At 47.1% G+C, this 20,248-nt stretch carries 24 protein-coding genes and 1 riboswitch; of the genes, 17 read left to right on the forward strand and 7 right to left on the reverse strand.

The window, feature by feature from the left end; translation table 11 throughout:
- The first annotated feature begins 48 nt into the window (after positions 1–48).
- The 9 genes from J3A84_RS07910 to J3A84_RS07945 all read left to right on the forward strand — a co-directional run bounded on the left by J3A84_RS07910 (position 49) and on the right by J3A84_RS07945 (position 5,174).
- Complete coding sequence (locus tag J3A84_RS07910) at positions 49–1,467, forward strand: MATE family efflux transporter (protein ID WP_242694080.1); 1,419 nt, start codon at positions 49–51, stop codon at positions 1,465–1,467.
- Between the two features lie 307 nt (positions 1,468–1,774).
- Entirely contained in the window at positions 1,775–1,924 is a 150-nt protein-coding gene (locus J3A84_RS07915; protein ID WP_207599472.1) for a hypothetical protein, read from the forward strand.
- A 37-nt stretch (positions 1,925–1,961) separates the two neighbouring features.
- Entirely contained in the window at positions 1,962–2,432 is a 471-nt protein-coding gene (locus J3A84_RS07920; protein ID WP_207599473.1) for a cupin domain-containing protein, read from the forward strand.
- A 100-nt stretch (positions 2,433–2,532) separates the two neighbouring features.
- Positions 2,533–3,171, forward strand: coding sequence for a hypothetical protein (locus J3A84_RS07925; RefSeq protein WP_207599474.1), 639 nt, complete (start codon positions 2,533–2,535; stop codon positions 3,169–3,171).
- Between the two features lie 73 nt (positions 3,172–3,244).
- Complete coding sequence (locus tag J3A84_RS07930) at positions 3,245–3,580, forward strand: hypothetical protein (protein WP_207599475.1); 336 nt, start codon at positions 3,245–3,247, stop codon at positions 3,578–3,580.
- A 152-nt stretch (positions 3,581–3,732) separates the two neighbouring features.
- Positions 3,733–3,867 carry a DUF6019 family protein gene (locus J3A84_RS15305; RefSeq protein ID WP_242694081.1) on the forward strand — a complete coding sequence of 45 codons (135 nt, stop codon included), beginning with the start codon at positions 3,733–3,735 and terminating at the stop codon, positions 3,865–3,867.
- A 35-nt stretch (positions 3,868–3,902) separates the two neighbouring features.
- On the forward strand, positions 3,903–4,472 hold the full coding sequence (locus J3A84_RS07935; protein ID WP_207599476.1) for a GNAT family N-acetyltransferase: 570 nt from the start codon (positions 3,903–3,905) through the stop codon (positions 4,470–4,472).
- Between the two features lie 14 nt (positions 4,473–4,486).
- Positions 4,487–4,945 (forward strand): immunoglobulin-like domain-containing protein, encoded by a 459-nt coding sequence (locus J3A84_RS07940; RefSeq protein ID WP_207599477.1) that lies wholly within the window; start codon positions 4,487–4,489, stop codon positions 4,943–4,945.
- Positions 4,946–4,964: 19 nt separating this feature from the next.
- Positions 4,965–5,174, forward strand: coding sequence for a hypothetical protein (locus tag J3A84_RS07945; RefSeq protein ID WP_207599478.1), 210 nt, complete (start codon positions 4,965–4,967; stop codon positions 5,172–5,174).
- A gap of 101 nt (positions 5,175–5,275) precedes the next feature.
- On the opposite strand, the gene J3A84_RS07950 is transcribed toward J3A84_RS07945, so the two are convergent.
- Both J3A84_RS07950 and J3A84_RS07955 read right to left on the reverse strand, forming a co-directional pair.
- Positions 5,276–7,129: an ABC transporter ATP-binding protein gene (locus J3A84_RS07950; protein ID WP_425350736.1), complete on the reverse strand. Its 1,854-nt coding sequence runs from the start codon at positions 7,127–7,129 to the stop codon at positions 5,276–5,278.
- Positions 7,126–9,330, reverse strand: coding sequence for an ABC transporter ATP-binding protein (locus tag J3A84_RS07955; protein WP_207599479.1), 2,205 nt, complete (start codon positions 9,328–9,330; stop codon positions 7,126–7,128). Before J3A84_RS07955 ends, J3A84_RS07950 begins: the two co-directional genes overlap by 4 nt.
- 187 nt (positions 9,331–9,517) lie before the next feature.
- Here J3A84_RS07955 and J3A84_RS07960 point away from each other — a divergent pair, with 187 nt between their 5' ends.
- A complete protein-coding gene (locus tag J3A84_RS07960) occupies positions 9,518–9,964 on the forward strand; it encodes a MarR family winged helix-turn-helix transcriptional regulator (RefSeq protein WP_207599480.1) in 447 nt (148 codons plus the stop codon).
- Between the two features lie 93 nt (positions 9,965–10,057).
- Here the strand turns inward: J3A84_RS07960 and J3A84_RS07965 are convergent, their stop codons facing one another.
- The gene (locus tag J3A84_RS07965) at positions 10,058–10,231 is read right to left on the reverse strand and encodes a hypothetical protein (protein WP_207599481.1); all 174 of its coding nucleotides are present in this window, start codon (positions 10,229–10,231) and stop codon (positions 10,058–10,060) included.
- A 113-nt stretch (positions 10,232–10,344) separates the two neighbouring features.
- Here J3A84_RS07965 and J3A84_RS07970 point away from each other — a divergent pair, with 113 nt between their 5' ends.
- The 3 genes from J3A84_RS07970 to rimO all read left to right on the forward strand — a co-directional run bounded on the left by J3A84_RS07970 (position 10,345) and on the right by rimO (position 13,834).
- Entirely contained in the window at positions 10,345–11,043 is a 699-nt protein-coding gene (locus J3A84_RS07970; RefSeq protein WP_207599482.1) for a response regulator transcription factor, read from the forward strand.
- Entirely contained in the window at positions 11,024–12,280 is a 1,257-nt protein-coding gene (locus J3A84_RS07975) for a sensor histidine kinase (protein ID WP_207599483.1), read from the forward strand. Before J3A84_RS07970 ends, J3A84_RS07975 begins: the two co-directional genes overlap by 20 nt.
- A 219-nt stretch (positions 12,281–12,499) precedes the next feature.
- Positions 12,500–13,834 (forward strand): 30S ribosomal protein S12 methylthiotransferase RimO, encoded by a 1,335-nt coding sequence (gene rimO / locus J3A84_RS07980; protein ID WP_207599484.1) that lies wholly within the window; start codon positions 12,500–12,502, stop codon positions 13,832–13,834.
- Between the two features lie 171 nt (positions 13,835–14,005).
- Here the strand turns inward: rimO and J3A84_RS07985 are convergent, their stop codons facing one another.
- The 3 genes from J3A84_RS07985 to J3A84_RS07995 form a co-directional block, all read right to left on the reverse strand.
- Positions 14,006–14,659 (reverse strand): cyclic nucleotide-binding domain-containing protein, encoded by a 654-nt coding sequence (locus J3A84_RS07985; RefSeq protein ID WP_207599485.1) that lies wholly within the window; start codon positions 14,657–14,659, stop codon positions 14,006–14,008.
- A 171-nt stretch (positions 14,660–14,830) separates the two neighbouring features.
- Positions 14,831–15,013 carry a hypothetical protein gene (locus tag J3A84_RS07990; protein ID WP_207599486.1) on the reverse strand — a complete coding sequence of 61 codons (183 nt, stop codon included), beginning with the start codon at positions 15,011–15,013 and terminating at the stop codon, positions 14,831–14,833.
- A gap of 9 nt (positions 15,014–15,022) precedes the next feature.
- Positions 15,023–15,265, reverse strand: coding sequence for a metal-binding protein (locus J3A84_RS07995; RefSeq protein ID WP_207599487.1), 243 nt, complete (start codon positions 15,263–15,265; stop codon positions 15,023–15,025).
- A 323-nt stretch (positions 15,266–15,588) separates the two neighbouring features.
- On the opposite strand from J3A84_RS07995, the gene J3A84_RS08000 reads away from it, so the two are divergent.
- The 4 genes from J3A84_RS08000 to J3A84_RS08015 all read left to right on the forward strand — a co-directional run bounded on the left by J3A84_RS08000 (position 15,589) and on the right by J3A84_RS08015 (position 19,161).
- Positions 15,589–16,347: an HNH endonuclease gene (locus tag J3A84_RS08000; protein ID WP_207599488.1), complete on the forward strand. Its 759-nt coding sequence runs from the start codon at positions 15,589–15,591 to the stop codon at positions 16,345–16,347.
- A 185-nt stretch (positions 16,348–16,532) separates the two neighbouring features.
- Positions 16,533–17,720: a glycine C-acetyltransferase gene (locus J3A84_RS08005; RefSeq protein WP_207599489.1), complete on the forward strand. Its 1,188-nt coding sequence runs from the start codon at positions 16,533–16,535 to the stop codon at positions 17,718–17,720.
- Between the two features lie 12 nt (positions 17,721–17,732).
- Positions 17,733–18,695, forward strand: a complete 963-nt coding sequence (locus J3A84_RS08010; RefSeq protein WP_207599490.1) for an L-threonine 3-dehydrogenase — start codon at positions 17,733–17,735, stop codon at positions 18,693–18,695.
- Between the two features lie 28 nt (positions 18,696–18,723).
- Positions 18,724–19,161 carry an ACT domain-containing protein gene (locus J3A84_RS08015; protein ID WP_207599491.1) on the forward strand — a complete coding sequence of 146 codons (438 nt, stop codon included), beginning with the start codon at positions 18,724–18,726 and terminating at the stop codon, positions 19,159–19,161.
- Positions 19,162–19,307: 146 nt separating this feature from the next.
- Here the strand turns inward: J3A84_RS08015 and J3A84_RS08020 are convergent, their stop codons facing one another.
- A complete protein-coding gene (locus J3A84_RS08020) occupies positions 19,308–19,859 on the reverse strand; it encodes a folate family ECF transporter S component (RefSeq protein WP_207599492.1) in 552 nt (183 codons plus the stop codon).
- Positions 19,860–19,914: 55 nt separating this feature from the next.
- A riboswitch (THF riboswitch) is annotated at positions 19,915–20,016 on the reverse strand.
- Between the last annotated feature and the right edge of the window lie 232 nt (positions 20,017–20,248).

Raw genomic sequence — 20,248 nt, forward strand, 5'->3', positions numbered from 1 at the left:
GCACAGGGTTCACAATAGATGTCCTTTTGGACTTAGGAGGAATTAGAATTGGGCGATCGAGCTAAATTAATGAGGGAAGAGAAGATTTTCAAGCTGTTCTTGAGATTTTCCATTCCAGCCATCATCGGGATGATCATACAGTCCCTATATAATATTGTAGACAGAATATTCATCGGAAATATTCCGGTGACAGGAGGCCTTGCCATCAGTGGTATCGGTGTTATCCTGCCCATCACCTTTATCATCATGGGATTTTCCATGCTTTTCGGCATCGGTTCCGGCGCGAACATATCCATCAAGCTGGGACAAAACAAAAAGGATGAAGCGGAACAGATCTTCGGAACAGGCTTCTTCATGCTGGTGGTCACAGGCCTTGCCATCACCGTCATCGGCCTGCTGTTTCTGGATCAGATCGTCAACCTCTACGGAGCGGACGACACCATAAGGTCCTATGCCACAGGCTATTTCAGAATCATTCTCTACGGGAATGTATTCAATACCATCGCCTTCGGTCTGAACAACATCATAAGAGCGGAAGGAAATGCGAAAATCGGTATGCTGACCATGGTCATCGGTGCCGTAACCAACATCATCCTGGATCCGATTCTGATTTATGGACTGGACATGGGGGTTGAGGGGGCAGCACTTGCCACAATCATTGCTCAGTTCGCAAGCTTCGTCTGGACCATGAGATACTTCCTGTCCGGAAAGAGCATGCTTGCGCTTCATAAGCACTATATCCGATTCAGAAAGGAAACGGTGATGATGATCGTCTCCATCGGGTCATCCCCTTTTGCCATGCAGGTAGCTGGAAGCATCATCGGAATCCTTCTCAACAGAAGTCTTTCTGAGTATGGAGGTTCGCTGGCCATTGGTGCCTATGCCGCCATCAACTCTGTGGTGATCCTGTTCTTCATGCCGATCTTCGGAATGAATCAGGGGCTGCAGCCTATCATTGGCTTCAACTACGGTGCGAAGAATTTCAGCAGAGTCAAAGGTGCGCTGAAGGTGGGGATTCTGTCGGCCACACTCGTGAGTGTTGTCGGATTCATCCTCATTCAGGCGATTCCTCATGTGTTCATCAACTTCATCTCCAAGGATCCCGAAATCCGTGAAATGGGTGTGCTGGGTCTTCGAAGATTCATGCTGGCCATGCCGGTCATCGGGATGCAGATCATCAGTGCCAATTTCTTCCAGGCCATCGGCCAGGCGAAGAAGGCATTCTTCCTGTCCATGTCGAGACAGGTGATTTTTCTGATTCCGCTGATCCTCATTCTGCCCAGATTCTTCGGCCTTGTGGGTATTTTCACTGCAGCCCCCATCGCCGATAGTGCAGCCACTGTTACAACTGCTGTACTGCTCTACTTCCAGGTCAGAACCATGAACAAGGAAGAACAGCATTTCAGAGAACACAGAATGGAAGAAATCGAAGAAAGAGTGGAAAAGAAGCTTGGTGTAGAAATATAACAGGCAGGTAAAAGAAATAGACCATAGACGTCATGGTGAAATCCAAGTGATTTCATCATGACGTTTTCTTTCGTTGATTTGTGAGAAGATTGTCATTTTTTCCAAAGAAGTTCGGGATTCTACTTTCTTTCTTCAGTATAGTATGCGTATAATACCATTATAAGAAAAGATTGAAATGCTATAGGAAAAGAAGAGTGCGCCTTATATAGACCATGATAGGATAAGCAGATTCGGAGAAGCATGTTAGCTGAAGAGAAGTATCACCAGCTCAATGGGTTTCAATCTGAATCAAAGGGAGGAAATGATTATGGAACTGGGCATCGCCGCAGGGGTCATACTGATTCTGACGCTGGAGTTTCTTCGATCCGTCAGGATGATCAGAAGCAACAGGGAAGAGATCAGAAGACTGGAGAGAAGGATTATGGAACTGGAGAATCTGGTGAAAGAGGAAGGCTGATTTTTCTTTTCCATAGAGTAGAAAGGAAGGAAAAACAATGAGAACAAAGGAAGAGTGGATACGAGACCTGGAACTGATCCCTCATCCCGAGGGTGGATACTACAGACAGACCGACAGGTCTGCGGCTATATATGGGAAGAAGATGCTGCCACTATACACCAACATCTATTTTCTGCTGACAAAGGAAAGCCCATCGCACTTTCATAGACTGACATCGGATGAGCTCTGGTTCTATCATGGGGGCAATGCGCTGACCATTCATTCCATAAAATCCGATGGCACCTATGAGAAAAATGTACTGGGCCTTTCAGAAGGGCAGCATCTTCACCATACTGTACCCGCAGGAGAGATCTTCGGGTCCACGGTGGAGGAAGGGTATGCACTGGTCAGCTGCACAGTGGTGCCGGGATTTGATTTTTCCGATTTCGCTCTTTTCACAGAAGAAGAGCTTCTGAAAGAATACCCGCAGCATGAGGAAATCATCAGAAGGCTGACCATCAAGCAATAGGAGGAAGCGCCGAGAAGAGGATTCAGGTTGGAAGGGCAGTAATGAAAATACTCAGGTAGTTGTTATTTCAGCTTGAATATGAGATTAGGGGGTGATAGTAATGAAGACAGTCAAACTGGTTCTTCTGACTGCAGCAGCCATGATGCTTATGGCAGGATGCTTCGCAATGGAATCTGAAAGGTCAGAAGAAGTGGATAATGGGAATCAGGAGCCGATCATAGTGAAGAGCAGCTCTGATGAGACAATCAGCGGGCTGGAAGAGAAGATTCTAGAGATGAACGAAGAGATCGAAGTGCTGGAGGAGCTAAACCGTCAGTATGCGGCGTTTCTGGAATCTTCTATGGAGTATATGAATGAAGAGGATCTGAAGAGCCTAGCAAGGCTGAAGCATCGGTACACTTTAATGATCAATGGAGAAGTACTAGAGGGAGCACAAGCTGTTACGGTTCCTGAAGGTCCTGTGGAAGTGAAGATCGTCTCTGAAATGCTGCTCGACATCAATCTTCCGCAGAAGCTGGAGTCCGCAGGAACTTTGACGGGAAGCGTAGACGAGCACATAAGCTTCAGAGAAGTGGACCCGGAAGAGATGGATGTCACCGACGGAACCCATGTGCAAGCCTTCATCTATACCTTCAGCAAGGAAAAACCTCTGGAGAGGCTCACGATCTATCTGTCGGATGAACTGAAGGGGCATCTGGAACTGGATGGTAATGAGATTGAAATAAACATTGCGAAATAAGTAGATAGAGTTCAGATTGTATTACATAATTGCAGATTTTTTATGAGATAAACTCAATGCTTTGGAGGTAAAAATGGGTAGCTTATTTGATGAAAAGGAAAAAAGTCCCTTATTCCAATTAACATTTATTCTTTTCATCGTCGTACTTATGGCACTAAATAATAATGAGAAAATAGCAGATATTCCTTATGCGTATATTTCTTTCAGATTAATTCAAATCACTTTCAGTATATATGTATCATTGAATGTTGCTTTTTTGCTGAAAGGTGAATTCAAAAAACAACAAAACAGAAAACCAGCAGAGAAGATCCGGATTTTCTTTATAGCTCTGTTTTTACTTCTGCTTGTTTTCGTTACGATTGAATCTATAATTCATATAATCTCATATATTAGATTGAATCTATTTTGAATACTTTAAGACGAATTTCATTCAGAAGTCCCTCTCTACAAAAAACTGACAGGCGACAGAGCGGCGGACATATTAAACCTGATTGAAAAATATAGAATAGAAAACTGAACCCATAGTAGTCACTGCAACTGACCTTGAGAGAGGAGAAAAGAATGGAAAGATTTATATTCATGTATCTGATTCTGATACCGGTATTCGCAGCCATACCGCTTCTGATTCTGTATTTCATCATCAAGCTGGCGGTAAAAAACGCGATCAGAGAACTGAGAAAAGAAAACACATTATAGTGGACCGAAATCTCTCATGAATGGAGAAGAGTAAAATGAAGCATTTAGGTACGAAAGAACTGGAAACGGAAAGACTTCTGCTTCGAAGGTTCAGAGCAGATGATGCAGAGGCCATGTACAGAAACTGGGCCAGCGATCCGGAGGTCACTAAATATCTCATGTGGCCGACCCATAAGAACATCAGCGTATCCGAGGCGGTGCTGGAGGACTGGGTGGAGAACTATGCCGACAAGACCTATTACCAGTGGGCCATTGTCCTGAAATCTGAAGGTCCTGAACCCGTCGGCTCCATCAGCATCGTCAGGCAGGACAAGAACGTCAAGATGGTCCATGTGGGTTACTGCATCGGAAGAAAATGGTGGCATCAGGGCATCACGTCTGAAGCCCTGGACAGGGTGATCCGCTTCTTCTTTGAGGAAGTTCTGGTGAACCGTTTTGAATCCAGATTCGATCCGAGAAACGCCAATTCAGGAAAAGTCATGGAGAAATGTGGTCTCCTCTATGAAGGAACCATGAGACAGGGAGACTGGAACAATCAGGGCATCTGCGATTACTCCATGTATGGACTTGTGCGGGCAGACTATGAGAAGAATAAGAATCGGTGAAGGAGAGTGTGATTGTGAAGAAGCGTGCAGTAGCCCTGCTCCTCCTGATTCTGGTGCTTACCATGGGATGCACGGGTCAGATGAGATCCTCCTTCGAGGAGAAGGATCTAAATACGGTGCCTGGTATAGAGCTTGGTGAGGTGATGCAGGACGGGAACAGGCTGGCTTATTCGCTGTCAAACCATGCAGGGGAAACCATGTGGTATGGAGCCGAAATCCGTCTGGAAACAGAAAAAGCCGGAAAGTGGTATAAAGTGGAGCCGGTGGCGGATTTCACCGCAGAGATTTACGGGCTTTCTTCCGGCAGCGAGAAGGGGATGAGGCTCAATCTGGACAGCTTCAAGGACATGAGAAGTGGAACATACAGGCTCATCAAGACCTTCTATCTCACAGAGTACAATGAGTTGAGAAAGATGGAAGAACCCGGGAAAGAGAGGTATCATGTTTCCTGTGAATTTGAAATCAAAAAGTAAGAACTGAGGAGGAAATAGAATGATGAAGTATTTCATAGGGTGGATTGGATGCAGTGCTGCTACAGGTTTTCTGCTGTATGTCGTCGTATCGGCCATCAGCCGAACGACATTCACGAATATCTTGCGTGAATTTGAAGTCATGCTGATGCTCATCGGGTTTTCAGTCTTACTGTCCACGGTTGTGATATGCACGAAGTATCTCTCGGACAGAATGAATGCTGATAAATAACACGGTACCCTTTATAGAAGAACAGCAAAGAGCCTATGCAGAACCGGAAGATTGATCCGGCACTCTGCATAGGCTCTTGTTTTCAGTTTCAGGAAGCTTTACTAGACTTCAAACTGTGCATTGTACAGTTTTTCGTAGAAGCCCTTCTTTTCGATGAGCTCTTCATGGGTTCCTGTTTCCACGATGTCTCCCTCATTCATGACCAGAATCACATCCGCGGTGCGGATGGTGGACAGTCTGTGGGCGATGACAAAGCTTGTTCTGCCCTTCATGAGCTCTTCCATGCTTTCCTGAATCAGCACTTCCGTTCTGGTATCCACGGAGCTTGTGGCCTCGTCCAGGATGATGATGGAAGGGTCTTTCAGGAAGACTCTGGCGATGGTCAGAAGCTGTTTCTGACCCTGGCTGATATTGGAGGCTTCTTCATTGATTTCCATATCATACCCGCCAGGCAGCGTCTTCACGAAGTGATGGACATAGGAGGCCTTGGAGGCTTTCACCACATCCTCGTCAGAGGCGTCAAGCTTACCATAGCGGATATTATCCATGATGGATCCGTGGAAGAGCCAGGTGTCCTGCAGCACCATGCCGATGGTCTCTCGAAGATCTCTCCGGTTCATCTGATGGATGTCGATGCCGTCCAGGTGAATGGTTCCGCTGTTCAGCTCATAATACCTCATGAGGAGCTTCACAAGGGTGGTCTTTCCGGCACCGGTGGGACCGACGATGGCCACTCTCTTGCCGGGTTTCACATTCAGGGTGAAGTCTTTGATGATCATCTGATCCTTATTGTAGCCAAACTGAACGTTCTGGAAGGTGACAGCCCCCTTCACTTCATCCGGGTTCACGCGGATGCCATCTTCCTCTTCAATCTCTTCTTCACCCAGGAATTCGAAGATTCTTTCGGAAGCGGCCACGGTGGACTGCAGTACGTTGGAGATCTGGGCCACCTGAGCAATGGGCTGTGTGAATCTTCGGATGTACTGAATGAAGGACAGGATATGTCCTACTTTGATGGAACCTCTGATGGCCAGGTATCCGCCCACAATGGAGACAAGCACATAGCCAAGGTTTCCTACAAACATCATGATGGGCTGGGTCAGTCCGGAAAAGAACTGGGACTTCCATGCGGATTTCTGGAGCCTTTCATTGATCTCACTGAATTCCTCCACAGCTTTTTCCTCCCGGTTGAAGGCTTTCATGATCACATGACCGCCATAGGCCTCCTCCACGTATCCGTTGGCTTCCCCGAGGAAGGTCTGCTGCTCCTTGAAGAATTTCTGGGAACGCTTGATGATGGTCACCATGAGTCCCATGCTGACAGGTAGGATGAGCAGTGCGATGAGGGTCATGGACACGCTGATGGACAGCATCATGATGAGAATTCCGATGATGGTGGTCACCGAGGTGATGATCTGCGATAGAGACTGGTTGAGGCTCTGGGAAACAGTGTCTACATCATTGGTCATTCTGGAAAGCACGTCACCATGACTGTTCTTGTCGAAGTATTTCAGGGGGAGCTTACTGATCTTATCGGAAATGCTGGTTCTCAGGTTGTAGGATACCTTCTGGGCTACTCCTGACACTATGAAGTTCTGGATGAAATTCAGAATGGCGGAGATGACATACAGTCCCAGGAGGAACAGAAGGGTTCTCTGGATGCTCTCGAAGTTGATGCCTTCTCCTGTGCCGGCCACTTTTCTCTGGAGTCCCTCGAAGATTTCGTTGGTCACATCGCCGAGGATTCTGGGTCCGAGAATGGCGAAGATGGTGCTTCCGATGGAGAAGATCAACACGAAAAGAAGCGGCACAAGATAGGGTTTCAGGAAACTGCGGAGCTTCCGGAAGGTTTCCTTGAAGTTTTTGGGCTTGTCTCCCATGGCGCCGGCTCCGGGATGTCCGAATCCTCCACCGCCTCGGGGACCTCTCATAGGAGCTTTTGTCTCTTTACTCATGATGCCATCTCCTCCTTTGAAAGCTGTGATTTGGCGATTTCGATATAGACCGGGCAGTCTTTCAAGAGCTCCTCATGGGTGCCCTGGCCGACGATCTTTCCTTCATCCAGGACGATGATGCGGTCTGCGGTCTTGATGGTGCTGATTCTCTGGGCCACGATGATGACGGTGTTGTTGACTTCTTTCTTCAGAGTCGCTCTCAGCTTCGAATCGGTTTTATAGTCCAGTGCGGAAAAGCTGTCATCAAAGATGATGGCTTCCGCATCCGCTGCCAGGGCTCTGGCGATGGAGAGTCTCTGCCTCTGTCCGCCGGAGACGTTGCTTCCGCCCTGGGCGATGGAAAAGTCGAATTTGTCTTCCTTCTCATTGATGAAGTCTTCCGCCTGGGCGATTCGGGCGGCTTTTCTCATTTTCTCGTCACTCATGTGCTCATCGGCATACTTGATGTTGGTCTCTGCAGTACCGGAGAAAAGGATGCCCTTCTGGGGGACGTAGGAGATTCTTCTTCGAAGCTCCTTCAGTGGGATGTCCTTGATGTTGACACCATTTAGCAGAATCTCTCCCCGGGTCACGTCGTAGAATCTCGGAATCAGGTTCACCAGGGTGGATTTACCTGAACCCGTGGAGCCGATGAAGGCTGTGGTCTGACCGTTGTGGGCTTTGAAGGAGATGTTCTCCAGTACGCAGTCCTCTGCACCGGGATACTTGAAGGAGACATCCTTGAACTCGATCTCTCCCTTGATGCCGGCAGGCAGCGTCTTGGGTTCCAGCGGATCCAGAATGGAAACCTCCTTGTCCAGCACCTCTCCGATTCGGTTCATGGAGACCATGGCTCGAGGGAGGATGATGGAGACCATGGACAGCATGAGGAAGGACATCATGATCTGCATGGTGTACTGGATGTACGCCATCATATCACCCACCTGCATGTTCCCCAGGTCCACCTGAGAGGAGCCGACCCAGACGATGAGGATGCTTAAGGCGTTCATGATGAGCATCATCAGGGGCTGCATGACCCCCATGAGTCTGGAGACGAAGAGATTGGTCTTCGTCAGGTCCTTGTTGGCCACATCGAACTTCTTCTCTTCATGTCTTTCCGTATTGAAGGCTCGGATGACCATGAGACCCACCAGGGAGTCTCTCACCACCATATTCACCTTATCCACCAGGGTCTGCAGCCTCTTGAATTTGGGCAGGGCTGTGGCGAACATGATGACCACCACCGTAAGGATAGCCATGACGCCCACTGCGATGACCCATGCCATGGAACGGTTGGTGTTCAGGGCCTTGATGATACCACCGATACCCAGGATCGGCGCGAAGAACACCATTCTCAGAAGCAGAACGGAAAACATCTGGACCTGCTGAATGTCGTTGGTGCTTCTCGTGATGAGGGAAGCGGTGGAGAAGTCGCCATACTCTTCCGTGTTGAAGGAAGCGACTTTTCGAAAGAGAGAAGACCTCAGGTCTCTTCCGAGGAATGCACTGACCCTGCTGGCGATGAAGCTCACAGAGACGGCCACCAGCATGGCGAGGAAGGCGATGCCGATCATCTGTAGACCGGCCATGAGCACGTAGTCTGTCTGGATTTGATTGAGATCCGCACCCAGTGCTTCATATTCGCCTCTGGTATACAAAGCGGCGGTCTGGGTGATGACCGCTTCCGGCATGATGGAGAGCTTTTCAAGGACGGTGTCGATGAAAGCTCTTTTCTCTGCTTCAGGCATCATGGAGATGGCCTGGATGGGAGAAACCCCTGGAGGGAGCTGGGAAAAATCTCCGCCGGGAATCAGCGCCTCCGCCTGCTCCACATCTCGCAGCCCATACATCATGAGCAGATAGGGGTTGAGATAGCTTAAGGAGGCATCGTCTGTCTCTCCGGTGAGTCTGTACACAGGCACCTCCGCCATGACGGGATAGTCTTTCAGAAGATCCGGATCCTCCCCTTCGAAAAGGGTGTAGGACTCTTTGAACTTTTCGGTTTCTTCCTGGGTCATAAGATGGTCCAGAAGTGTCACTTCACTTTCGCGGATCACTTCAGGGTAAGGGGACTCGATGCCGCCCTGCTGAATGCCCACATTGACGATCTTTGACATATAATCAGGAAGAGATAATTCAAGGGCAGCCTGAGCAAACAGCAGCGCGATGACTACCAGTATGTGCAGACTGTATTTCTTTAAAAATGACATCAGTTTTATCATAGTGAGGTCTCTCCTTTGTGATGGTCTATGGTATCTGACCAGAGGTCATTATATCTCATTCATTATATTTTAGGGAAAGTTATAAGTCAATAATAATTATGAAATCATAAATAGTTATTGCAAATTGTCGTGATTGTCCTTATAATCTAAAGGGAGAAACGACGAGAAGAAAAGTGAGGAGATTATTTTGGGAAAAAGAGAGAAAATGCAAGATGCGGGGGAAAACATCCTGGGAATGACCATTCTCATGCATAGCAAGTTCGTGAATTTCCATACCATATCCAAAACCTGCGAAGTGCCGCAAAGCTATGTCCGGGTGCTGTTCATACTGAAGAAATTCAGGGAAATGACCATGTCTGAAATGGCTAAAATCATGGTGATCTCCAAGCCCAATCTCACTCCGGTCATCGACAGGCTCATTCTGGATGGCTATGTGGAGCGGAAACCCGGTCCCAAGGACCGCAGAAAGCTTGTGATTTCCCTGACCGATGCGGGCAGAGCATACCTGGAAGAGGTGGAACAGAAGGTGAAGGGCCATACTGCAGATAAACTGGAAAGCCTTTCAGAGGAAGACCTCACAGACCTGAAAAACGCCTCTCAGAAAATCATTGAAATCATCCGGAAACTGAAATAAGAAGAGGAAGAGAAAGGCCCTTGCGGATCCTGTTTCTCTTCCTCTTTCGACTTTCTGATGATATTTCTTTCAGCGGTACTGCTTCTACTTGAGTCAGATTCCCAGCATATCCAGGAAGGGACTGATATCGATGATTCCCTGCAGATCCAGATAGTAGGCGATGAAAAGCAGAATACCCACAGTCAGTACGAATTTGAATGCTGATTTCATGATTTTCAGGACGATGACGATGGCGAAGAACGCCAGGGCGATGACGATGAAATCCAAGGGATACGCCTCCTTTAAGACAAGTTTAATTATAAAAGCTTATAATCCATTATAGCACAAGGTTTCATGAATATTGTGCGTGTTTCTTTGTTAAATAGGTAGAGGTGAAAACAATGAAAATGTTGATAATAGAGGACGACAAGCTCCTGGCGGAATCCATTGCGGATTACCTTTCTGACAGTTTTTCTGTGGATCTTGCCCGCGATGGAGAAGAAGGCCTTTATGAGGCAGAAAAAGATATATATGACTGTATTCTTCTGGATATCATGATGCCGGAGATGAACGGCTATGAGGTGCTGGAGAATCTCCGGAAACAGGGCATCACGACGCCTGTCATCATGATTACGGCAAAGGATGGTCTGGATGACAAGATCAAGGGGCTGAAACTGGGTGCCGATGACTACATCGTGAAGCCTTTCTTCAGAGAAGAACTCCTGGCTCGAGTGGAAGCGGTTCTTCGAAGAAGCGGCAGACTCATGGACATCGCAACCATTAAATACAAGGATCTGACGCTGGAGCGAAAATCCAAGAGAGTCTTTCTGAAGGACAAGGAGATCTTCCTCCAGGGTAAACAGTATGATCTTCTGGAGTATCTCATCTCCAACAAGGACACCATCCTGACCAAGGAGCAGATTTTCGACAGAATCTGGGGATTTGATTCCGACACCATGGTCAGTGTCGTGGAAGTCTATGTGTCCAATCTCAGAAAAGCGCTGAAAAATTACGGATATACACTTCCTATCAAAACCGTCAGGGGATTAGGATATATGTTCTCTGTGGAGGAAGAATCGGATGAAGAAGAAAAAGCTTAGGATCATCATCGGGTATGTTTCCGCCTTTTTCATCATCATTCTGCTCTTTGCGGTGAGCATCTTCATGTTTGTTTCCACCAATCAGATCAGCAAGGTGGATCAGGACCTGATGCTCTTCAAATCCGCGGTTCAGAGAGTCTATGACAGTGAACTCAAGGTGGCCCTTCCACTGAATCCCAAGACCATCACCATCGTACGCGGCAGTGACGGCAGACTGGACCCGGACTTTCCATTAACGGAATTCTATCGGGACGGACTCGGTGAGATTCAGGATATTCCCATGGAGGAGATCCGAACCATTTCCTACAAAGGAGGTCACTACAGAACCATCCGCTTCAATCTTTTTCTGGAAGATGAGCTGAGAGAGGTGCAGGTGCTCTACAATATTGATTCCGATATCAGAGTGCTGAACAGTCTCAAGAAGATTCTCATAAACGGCAGCATTCTCATCATCCTAACCTCCATAGGCATCAGTTATGTGCTGGCCAATGCAACCATACGACCCATGAAGGAATCCATCGAAAAGGAAAGAGCCTTTCTGCAGGATGCTTCTCATGAGCTGCGAACGCCCATTGCGGTGATACAGAGCCGACTGGAAGGTCTGCTTCGGAATCCGGAAGAAAAGATCATCGACAAATACGAGTACATCGAACCGGCCCTGCGGGAAAGCAGGAGAATCTCGAGAATGGTTTCCAATCTCATGATTCTCACCAGAGCCGATGCGGGGGCGACCCTTGATAAGGTGGAGCAGTTTGACCTGAGAAAACTGGGCGATGACATCGCCATCATCTATGGGGAGTTCGCCATGATTCAGAACAAAAGGTTCCGTTATGTTCCACCTTCCGAAGAGGTGGTCATTGAAGGGAACTATGAGAATCTGCATCAGCTGCTGATCATTCTCATGGACAATGCCTTGAAGTACACCAAGGATGAAGGAGACATAGAGCTCTCCATCACGTCCAACAAGGACAAGGGCATCATCCGGGTGTCAGACAACGGTGTCGGCATCAAGGAGGAAAACCTTAATAAGGTGTTCACGAGGTTCTTCAGAGAAGACAAGGCAAGAAACAGAAACAACGGCGGCACGGGCCTGGGTCTTTCCATCGCCAAATGGATCACGGACTGCCATGGCGGAACCATTTCAGCCCAAAGAAGAAAAGAAGGCGGCACCATCATCGAAGTGCAGCTGCCCAAAGAAAACAGAAACCGAAACGGGAAACCGAAGGATATGGAATAGACTGCAGAGCCGTCCGGAGAAGCATGATATCAGATCAGGCTTCACCGGATGGCTTTTTCAAAGGTTCACCTGTTTTAAGAGTTTAGCAGGCTTAGTGGAAAGACTTCTTGAAGAGAAGCATTGGCAATTCCAGAAATTAAAGATATAATATACCGGAACTGAAATGAAAGAGAACAGCGCATGCACTATGAGTAAGAGGGAAACGGGGAGAAGAGAGATTTGGGAAAATATAAAATCGGACTGATCAGTCTCGGCTGTGACAAGAATCGTGTGGATTCGGAAATCATGCTGGGTATGCTGAAGAATAAATATGAGATCACAGAGGATCCGAAGGAAGCGGAGATCATCATCGTCAATACCTGCGGCTTCATTGAAAGCGCCAAGCAGGAATCCATCGATACCATTCTGGAAATGGCGGACTACAAGAAGCATCATAACTGTAAGCTTCTCATGGCCACAGGATGCCTGACCCAAAGGTACGGAGAGGAGCTTCTGACGCTCATGCCGGAGCTGGATATCATTCTAGGGGTGAACAATTACGGATTCCTGGACCAGTATGTGGAGAAGTTCATCGAAACCAGAGAGAAGATCATGGCCATCGATTACCTGGAAGAAGGAATCAATGAAGGGGAGCGTGTCCTCACCACAGGATTCGGTCAGACGGCGTACCTTAGAATTTCGGAGGGCTGCAGCAATTTCTGCACCTACTGCATCATTCCGAAGATCCGCGGAAAATACAGAAGCAGACCTATGGAGAACATTCTGGAAGAAGCGAAGATCCTGGCAGAAGGCGGCGTATCGGAGATCATCGTGGTGGGACAGGACACCACAAGATACGGCACTGACCTCTACGGGAAGAAGAGCCTGACGCTTTTGCTGCAGAAGCTCAAGGAGATCGAAGGCATCCGCTGGATCCGAGTGCTGTATCTCTATCCGGAAGAGTTTGATGATGCACTTATCGCTGAAATCAGAGACAACGAGAAAGTGGTGAAGTATCTGGATCTGCCCATTCAGCACATCAGTGACGGTGTGCTGAAAAGAATGGCCAGAAGAACCACCAAGGAGGGCATCTTGACCCTCATTGAAAAGCTCCGGAAGGAAGTGCCTGGGATTGTGCTTCGAACGTCTCTCATTGTGGGATTCCCGCAGGAAACGGAAGAGGAGTTTACTGAGCTTTATGACTTCGTGAAGGATGTGAAGTTTGATAAGCTGGGCGTGTTCACCTATTCCAAGGAGGAAGGCACCGCAGCGGCCCTCATGAAGGGTCAGGTGAAGAAGGCGGACAAGGAAAAGAGACTGGACCTCATCATGAGAAGACAGCAGGAAGTCAGCAGAGAAGTCAATGAGAAGAAAATCGGAAGAGTCTACGAAGTGCTGGTGGAAGGCCTGGATGAGAACGGATACTATGGCAGAAGCTATGAGATGTCACCGGAAATTGACGGCATGGTCTTCATCGAATCGAAAGAGGAACTCATGGTCGGATCTTTTGTGAAGGTCGTGATCCGAGAAGCCATGGAGTATGATCTTGTGGGAGAGCTTGCAGCATCCCTATAGTGATAATCCAGTGAATACCACCCTTGTCATAGCCTTATGAGAAACGATAGAAGTCCTTGAAGGGAAACAAGAACAGGAAGAACTGAAGAAAAGAAATAGGGCATTCGTACGCTGATGGTACGAATGCCCTTTAATATGGTCGTATTCGTGACAGGGAGTGTGTCAAAAGGATCAGCCTTCCAGAATATCCTCCAGTGCTTCCATGTCGAGGATTTCGATGTTACGCTGACCTGAAAGAGCCAGAATTCCTTCCTCCTGCATGCTGGAGAGCTTTCTCGAGAGTGTCTCCTGGGAGGTTCCGATGATGCTGGCCAGGGTCCCTTTGCTGAAGGGGAGCCGGAAGGCATTCATGGAGAACTCTCTGGAGAGGTCCAGTAGATACTTCGCGATTCTCTGCTCCACATCGTAAAGGCCCATGGATTCCACGATGTCCAGAACCTGCACATTCTTCTTGGCATACTGGGCCAGAATCTTCAGCCCCATCTCCGGATGCTCCATGAGGAGATCCCTGATGTCGGAGCCTTTGAGGATGCAGATGCTGGTCTTCTTCATGGCTTCCGCGGTGTTCATGATGGGCTTCTGGTCAAAGAGCGCATGTTCGCCCAGGAAATCTTTGGGTCCCAGCACATGGAGAACCTGCTGCTTTCCCTGGCTGGACAGCTTGTATATTTTCACTTCTCCGCTGTTGATGATATAGAGATTGTCTCCAGGATCACCAGGAGAGAAGATGATCTCACCTTTATCATAGTTTCTGTGGATGGATTTCGAGAGAATGAGATTTTTCTGCTCCGTGGATAGGGAATCAAAGAGACTGATTTTATCCACACATGTGACGCCGTTTTTCCGGCAGTTATCACATGAGCAGTTGCAGCCTGTTTCTAATAGCATGGGTTTCACCTGTCCTTCGTTTATGTTGATTAACTATAGCTTCAGTTAACCACGTATGATAAAATTTATCAACAAAAAAAACAGAATGCAGATGCATTCTGTTTCCAATTAGAGGATTCCCTCTTTCTTCAGCAGGGATTCAAGACTGGATACTTTCTCTGATAGGGTTCTGAACTTTTCCTTGATGAGTTCCTGCTCCGGTCCTTCTCCTAGAATCGCTTCCATGTCTGTTACTTCTGTCAGTGCATCTTCGATATCCTTGTTGATGGCATCAATGATTTCTTTTTTCATGCTTCACCTCTAATTTAATTCTTCCTGTTCTGGTTCCTGATTCATGGCGCCGATGAAAGGTGCTCTGAAAGAAAATTCTCTTTCATGACCACAGTTTTCACAGACACAGTGTGTAATATTTTCAGGTTTCCCGTTCTCAAAGGTGAGTCCTACAGATTCTGTCAGGAAATCGCCACCGCAGATTTCGCACGGGGTGTTGTTGATGACTATATATTCACTTTCCACGAATTTCATTACTTCATTTAAATTCACTAGTTAGCCTCCCTTAGGAATAATTCTTCATTATGTTAGCACTAAGATTCATTTAATGCAACAAAGAAAACTGGGCTAAGTAAAAAAGTTTATTATATTGGTGGAGAAAAGCATTGTAATAATTTATAATAGAAAATAGACAGAATTTTATATCGATTTTTCTCCTTTCTGGAGAGAATGATGTTGATATATCACCGGAACCCCTTGAAAAAACAGGGGATCGGACAGGTGGCAAGTTCATGAGAAAATGTGCGCTGATTTCAGGTCCAGCCCAGGAGTCTGAAACTCTGGTCTAAATAAACAGGAAAGGTGGTGGGATTCCCATGCAGAAGTCGTTCAATTCCTTCGAAGTCGTTGATGAGCAGATCATCATCAAAAGAATAGACAAATCGCTTCTGACCTATGGTGAGATCAGGATTCCCAACTACCTGAGAGACTTCTTCCATTTTCATGAGATGGAAAAGCATGACCGATGGGACATCACCATCCATTACAACAAGACCGAATTTTATGGTGTACTGTATCTGGATGATTACAAGAGGCTCAGGGGAAAGCTCAGGTGGGGCAAAGACCTCACAAGAGAGCTGAGCAACGTCACTGCCAAGTATGTATTTGAGAGCTATGGCTATGAAATCAGGGAAGAGAGCACGCCGCTTTTAAGGCTGGAAAAGATCGACAGGAAAACCTTCAATGCCGACATCATCTTTCCGGAAGATGTGGAAAGAGATGCCAGGGAGTACATGCTTCATGCGGATAAGTTCATCTACGGCGTGAAAGCCAGATTCGAAAACGATCCGGACATCCGAATGAAGGTGCTTAAGCTGAAAGGCATGAGCTGCGCCATCTGCGGATTCAATTATGAAAATTACTATGGAGATGTGGCCAGAGGATATATCCAGATTCATCACATCATACGGGATGAAAACCATATGGAGGAATATGACATCGAGAAAGACTTCATACCCATCTGTGAGAACTGTCATGGCATCCTCCACAGAAACAAGGAGAATAATCTCTCAGTGTCCGAACTGAAGCAGATCATCAAGCTCAGACACGAACTGAGAAAAACAGAGAAAGAGTAAGGGATATCAGTTTTTATGATAGGACCTTGCTCTTTTTGTCATTCTGCCCTTTTGTGTAAAGGATTTCTTAATAAACAGTCAAATTCTTCGGGAGAGGTTTTATAACTTTTCCCTGTCTGCTATAATAAAGTATATGGACAAATAGAACTATTTGTAAATACACGAAGAACACAGGAGGTTATGAAATGAGTAAACTACTGGAGAGATTCCTGACAGAAAATCTGGATGACCTGAAGAAAAAGGGACTCTATAATGAAATTGACGTATTAGAAGGAAGTAACGGACCAAAGATCAAGATAAATGGAAGAGAGCTGATCAATCTTTCCTCCAACAACTATCTGGGGCTTGCAGGCAATGAAAGACTGAAGAAAGCCGCCAAGGATGCCACGGACAAATATGGAGTGGGTGCCGGCGCTGTTCGAACCATCAACGGAACCATGGACATCCATGTGGAGCTGGAGGAGAAGATCGCGAAGTTCAAGGGAACGGAAGCGGCCATCGCCTTCCAGTCCGGATTCAACTGCAACATGGGGGCCATCTCCGCTGTCATGACCAAGAAGGATGCGATTCTTTCGGATGAACTGAATCATGCTTCCATCATTGACGGATGCAGATTATCCGGTGCGAAGATCATCCGCGTGAAGCATCAGGATATGGATGACTTAAGAGCAAAGGGAAAAGAGGCCATAGAATCCGGTCTGTATGAAAAGATCATGTACATCAGTGACGGTGTCTTTTCCATGGATGGAGACGTGGCGAACATCGACGGAATCGTGGAAGTCTGCAAGGAACTGGATCTCATTTCCTATATAGACGATGCGCATGGTTCAGGTGTCATGGGCAAAGGAGCAGGTACCGTGAAGCACTTCGGTCATGCCAAGGACATCGATTTCCAGATGGGCACACTGTCAAAGGCCATCGGTGTAGTAGGCGGATATGTGGCAGGAACGAAGGATCTCATCGACTGGCTGAAAGTCAGAGCCAGACCTTTCCTTTTCTCCACATCACTGACCCCAGCCAATGCAGCTGCCTGCATTGAAGCCATCACCATCATGGAAGAAGATCCATCTCTTCATGAAAAGCTCTGGGAAAACGGAAGGTTCCTGAAAGAAGAGCTGAAGAATCTGGGATTTGACATCGGACATTCAGAAACACCGATCACGCCAGTGATCATTGGGGATGAAAACCTCACTCAGAAGTTCTCGAAGAGACTGAATGAAGAAGGCGTCTACGCGAAATCCATCGTATTCCCTACAGTGCCACTAGGTACAGGAAGGGTGAGAAACATGCCGACTGCTGAGCATACAAGAGAGATGCTCATGGAAGCAGTAAGAATCTATGAAAAAGTCGGAAAAGAATTAGGTGTAATTTAAGGGAGACAGAGCATGAAGAAAATACTCATCACAGGAGCCATGGGACAGCTTGGATCAGAGCTGACCACCATATTAAGAGAGCAGTATGGCGTGGATAACGTCATCGGAACAGACATAAGAAGACCGGATGAAGATTCACCGCTGCTGGCGGGGCCATTTGAAATACTGAATGTGCTGGACGCCCAGAATATGGCGGACATCGTCAAGAAGGAAAAGGTGGATACCATCATTCATCTGGCAGCGCTCTTATCAGCCACCGCTGAAGCCAACCCGCAGCTTGCCTGGAACATCAATATGGGCGGTCTTGTCAACGCACTGGAAGTGGCTCGTGAAAACAATACACAGTTCTTCACGCCAAGCAGCATAGGAGCCTTCGGACCGAGTACACCAAAGGTTGCAACGCCTCAGGATACCATTCAGAGACCGACCACCATCTATGGCGTGACCAAGGTATCCGGAGAACTTCTCTGTGACTACTACTTCCAGAAATTCGGTCTGGATACCAGAGGTGTCAGATTCCCTGGCCTCATCGGATATGTGACGCCTCCTGGTGGCGGAACCACAGACTATGCGGTGGACATCTACTATGATGCCCTGAAGAAGGGATCCTATGAATCCTACATCGATAAAGGTACCTTCATGGACATGATGTACATGCCCGATGCGCTGGATGCCATCATCCAGCTGATGGAAGCGGATCCATCGAAACTGATCCACAGAAACGCATTCAATATTTCCGCCATGTCCTTCGATCCTGAGATGATCGCAGGGGAAATCCGTAAGCATATCAAGGACTTCAAGATGACCTACAAGGTGGATCCTGTAAGACAGGGTATTGCGGACAACTGGCCAGACAGCATCGACTATTCGGCTGCCATCGAGGAGTGGGGATTCAAGACCAGATACAATCTGGAAACCATGACGATCGACATGCTGGAGAAGCTGAGAGTGAAGCTTAGCATCACTGACAGATAATGAAAAATGTGAAGAAGAAGGTGATTTAATGGACGATGAACTGTATATTGTAAACAGCAGGATCCTCCCTGAGATTTTCTCCAAGGTGCTGGAAGTCAAAACACTGATTCATACGGGAAAGGTCAAGGATATCAGTGAGGGTGTAAAAGCGGTGGGCATCTCCAGAAGCGCTTATTATAAGTACAAGGACCATGTGTTTCTGCTTTCGGAAGGGAGCAAGGGGAGAAAAGCCACATTTTCCTTCCTCATCAGTCATGAAGCAGGGGTGCTTTCGAGAATTCTTGAAAAGCTGAGAGAGGCGAAAGCTAACATAATTACCATCAATCAGGATATTCCGATCAACAATGCGGCGAGTGTCAACCTCACCATCGATACTTCGGAAATGGGCATGAGCGTGAAGGAACTTCTGGACAGTTTTGATCAGGAGGAATACATCATCAATGTTCAGCTGGTGGCTGTGGAATAGATTAAAAAAGTTCCTGGAAATCGAGTAAGGAATGTACTTGGATATATAGCATAATAGAAGATACCGGCTTTCATCTTTTGAAAGCCGGTATCTTCTATTAAGATTCTTTACTGTATATGCTCTGGCATTTTCCTGCACAGGTTTGTCTAACCCAGCGTCTTCATTCTCTCCCGGAGCCTTTCCACCAGCTTCAGGACCATGAAAAGAAGGGAAGTGTAGACGGGAAACTCGATGAGGTTCTTGACCACTCTTGCACCAAGAAGCGCAATGAAGGCATCGCCGTACATCATGCTCAGCCAGAGGGTGGTCAGTCCCAGATTGATCACCACCGTGATCAGGAGGGAGCTTAGAATGACGCTCATGAAGGTGAGTTTCTTTCTGTAGAAGAAGAACCCGAAGAACATGCCTATGAGGATGGCGTTCAGGGTGAAGCCTGGGAAAAAGAATCCGTGGGGACGGACGATGTAGCCCAGAATATCACTGATGAATCCGATGATGGCCCCTACGAAAGGGCCGAACAGCATACCGCCTGCGGCGATGGGCAGAGATGCGAAGCTGATCTGAAGGGTTGGTCCCAGTGGAACCTTGAACAGAGACAGCACAACGCTGATGGCGATGAACATGCCGCCCAGAGCGATGACTCTGGTTTTTTTCATCTCCTGTGCGGACAACTTGAATAAACTTATCATTTTTTCCATAAAAAATGACCTCCCTTATTGGTGAATGAACCACACAAAGAGAAGACTCTTCTGTGGCAACGGAATGCGGAATAAACACCGTAAACCTCCATGGGTTTTTCGTCCAGCGGCAACTTCCCGTCCTACTGGCACTTCACGCGGTTATTCCTACTTTGCCTAGTTCTATTGTAAACAATGGAAATGAACTTTTCAACGGGGCCAGAAAATATACGGATTCTGAGATGGATTTCATGCTCTGAAAGCAATTTGTTTTTCAGAAGGGGTATATTTCTTCTATTTCATCATGAAGGGCAGGATTACAGAACCTTTTCATGAAGTGCAGAAAATATCGTCTTGCCTGTTAAGCCTTCTCATATAGTATGTTACAATCAAGAAAGAGACTGAAAATA

Source organism: Proteiniclasticum aestuarii, from assembly GCF_017368455.1.
Classification (GTDB): Bacteria; Bacillota; Clostridia; order Clostridiales; family Clostridiaceae; genus Proteiniclasticum; species Proteiniclasticum aestuarii.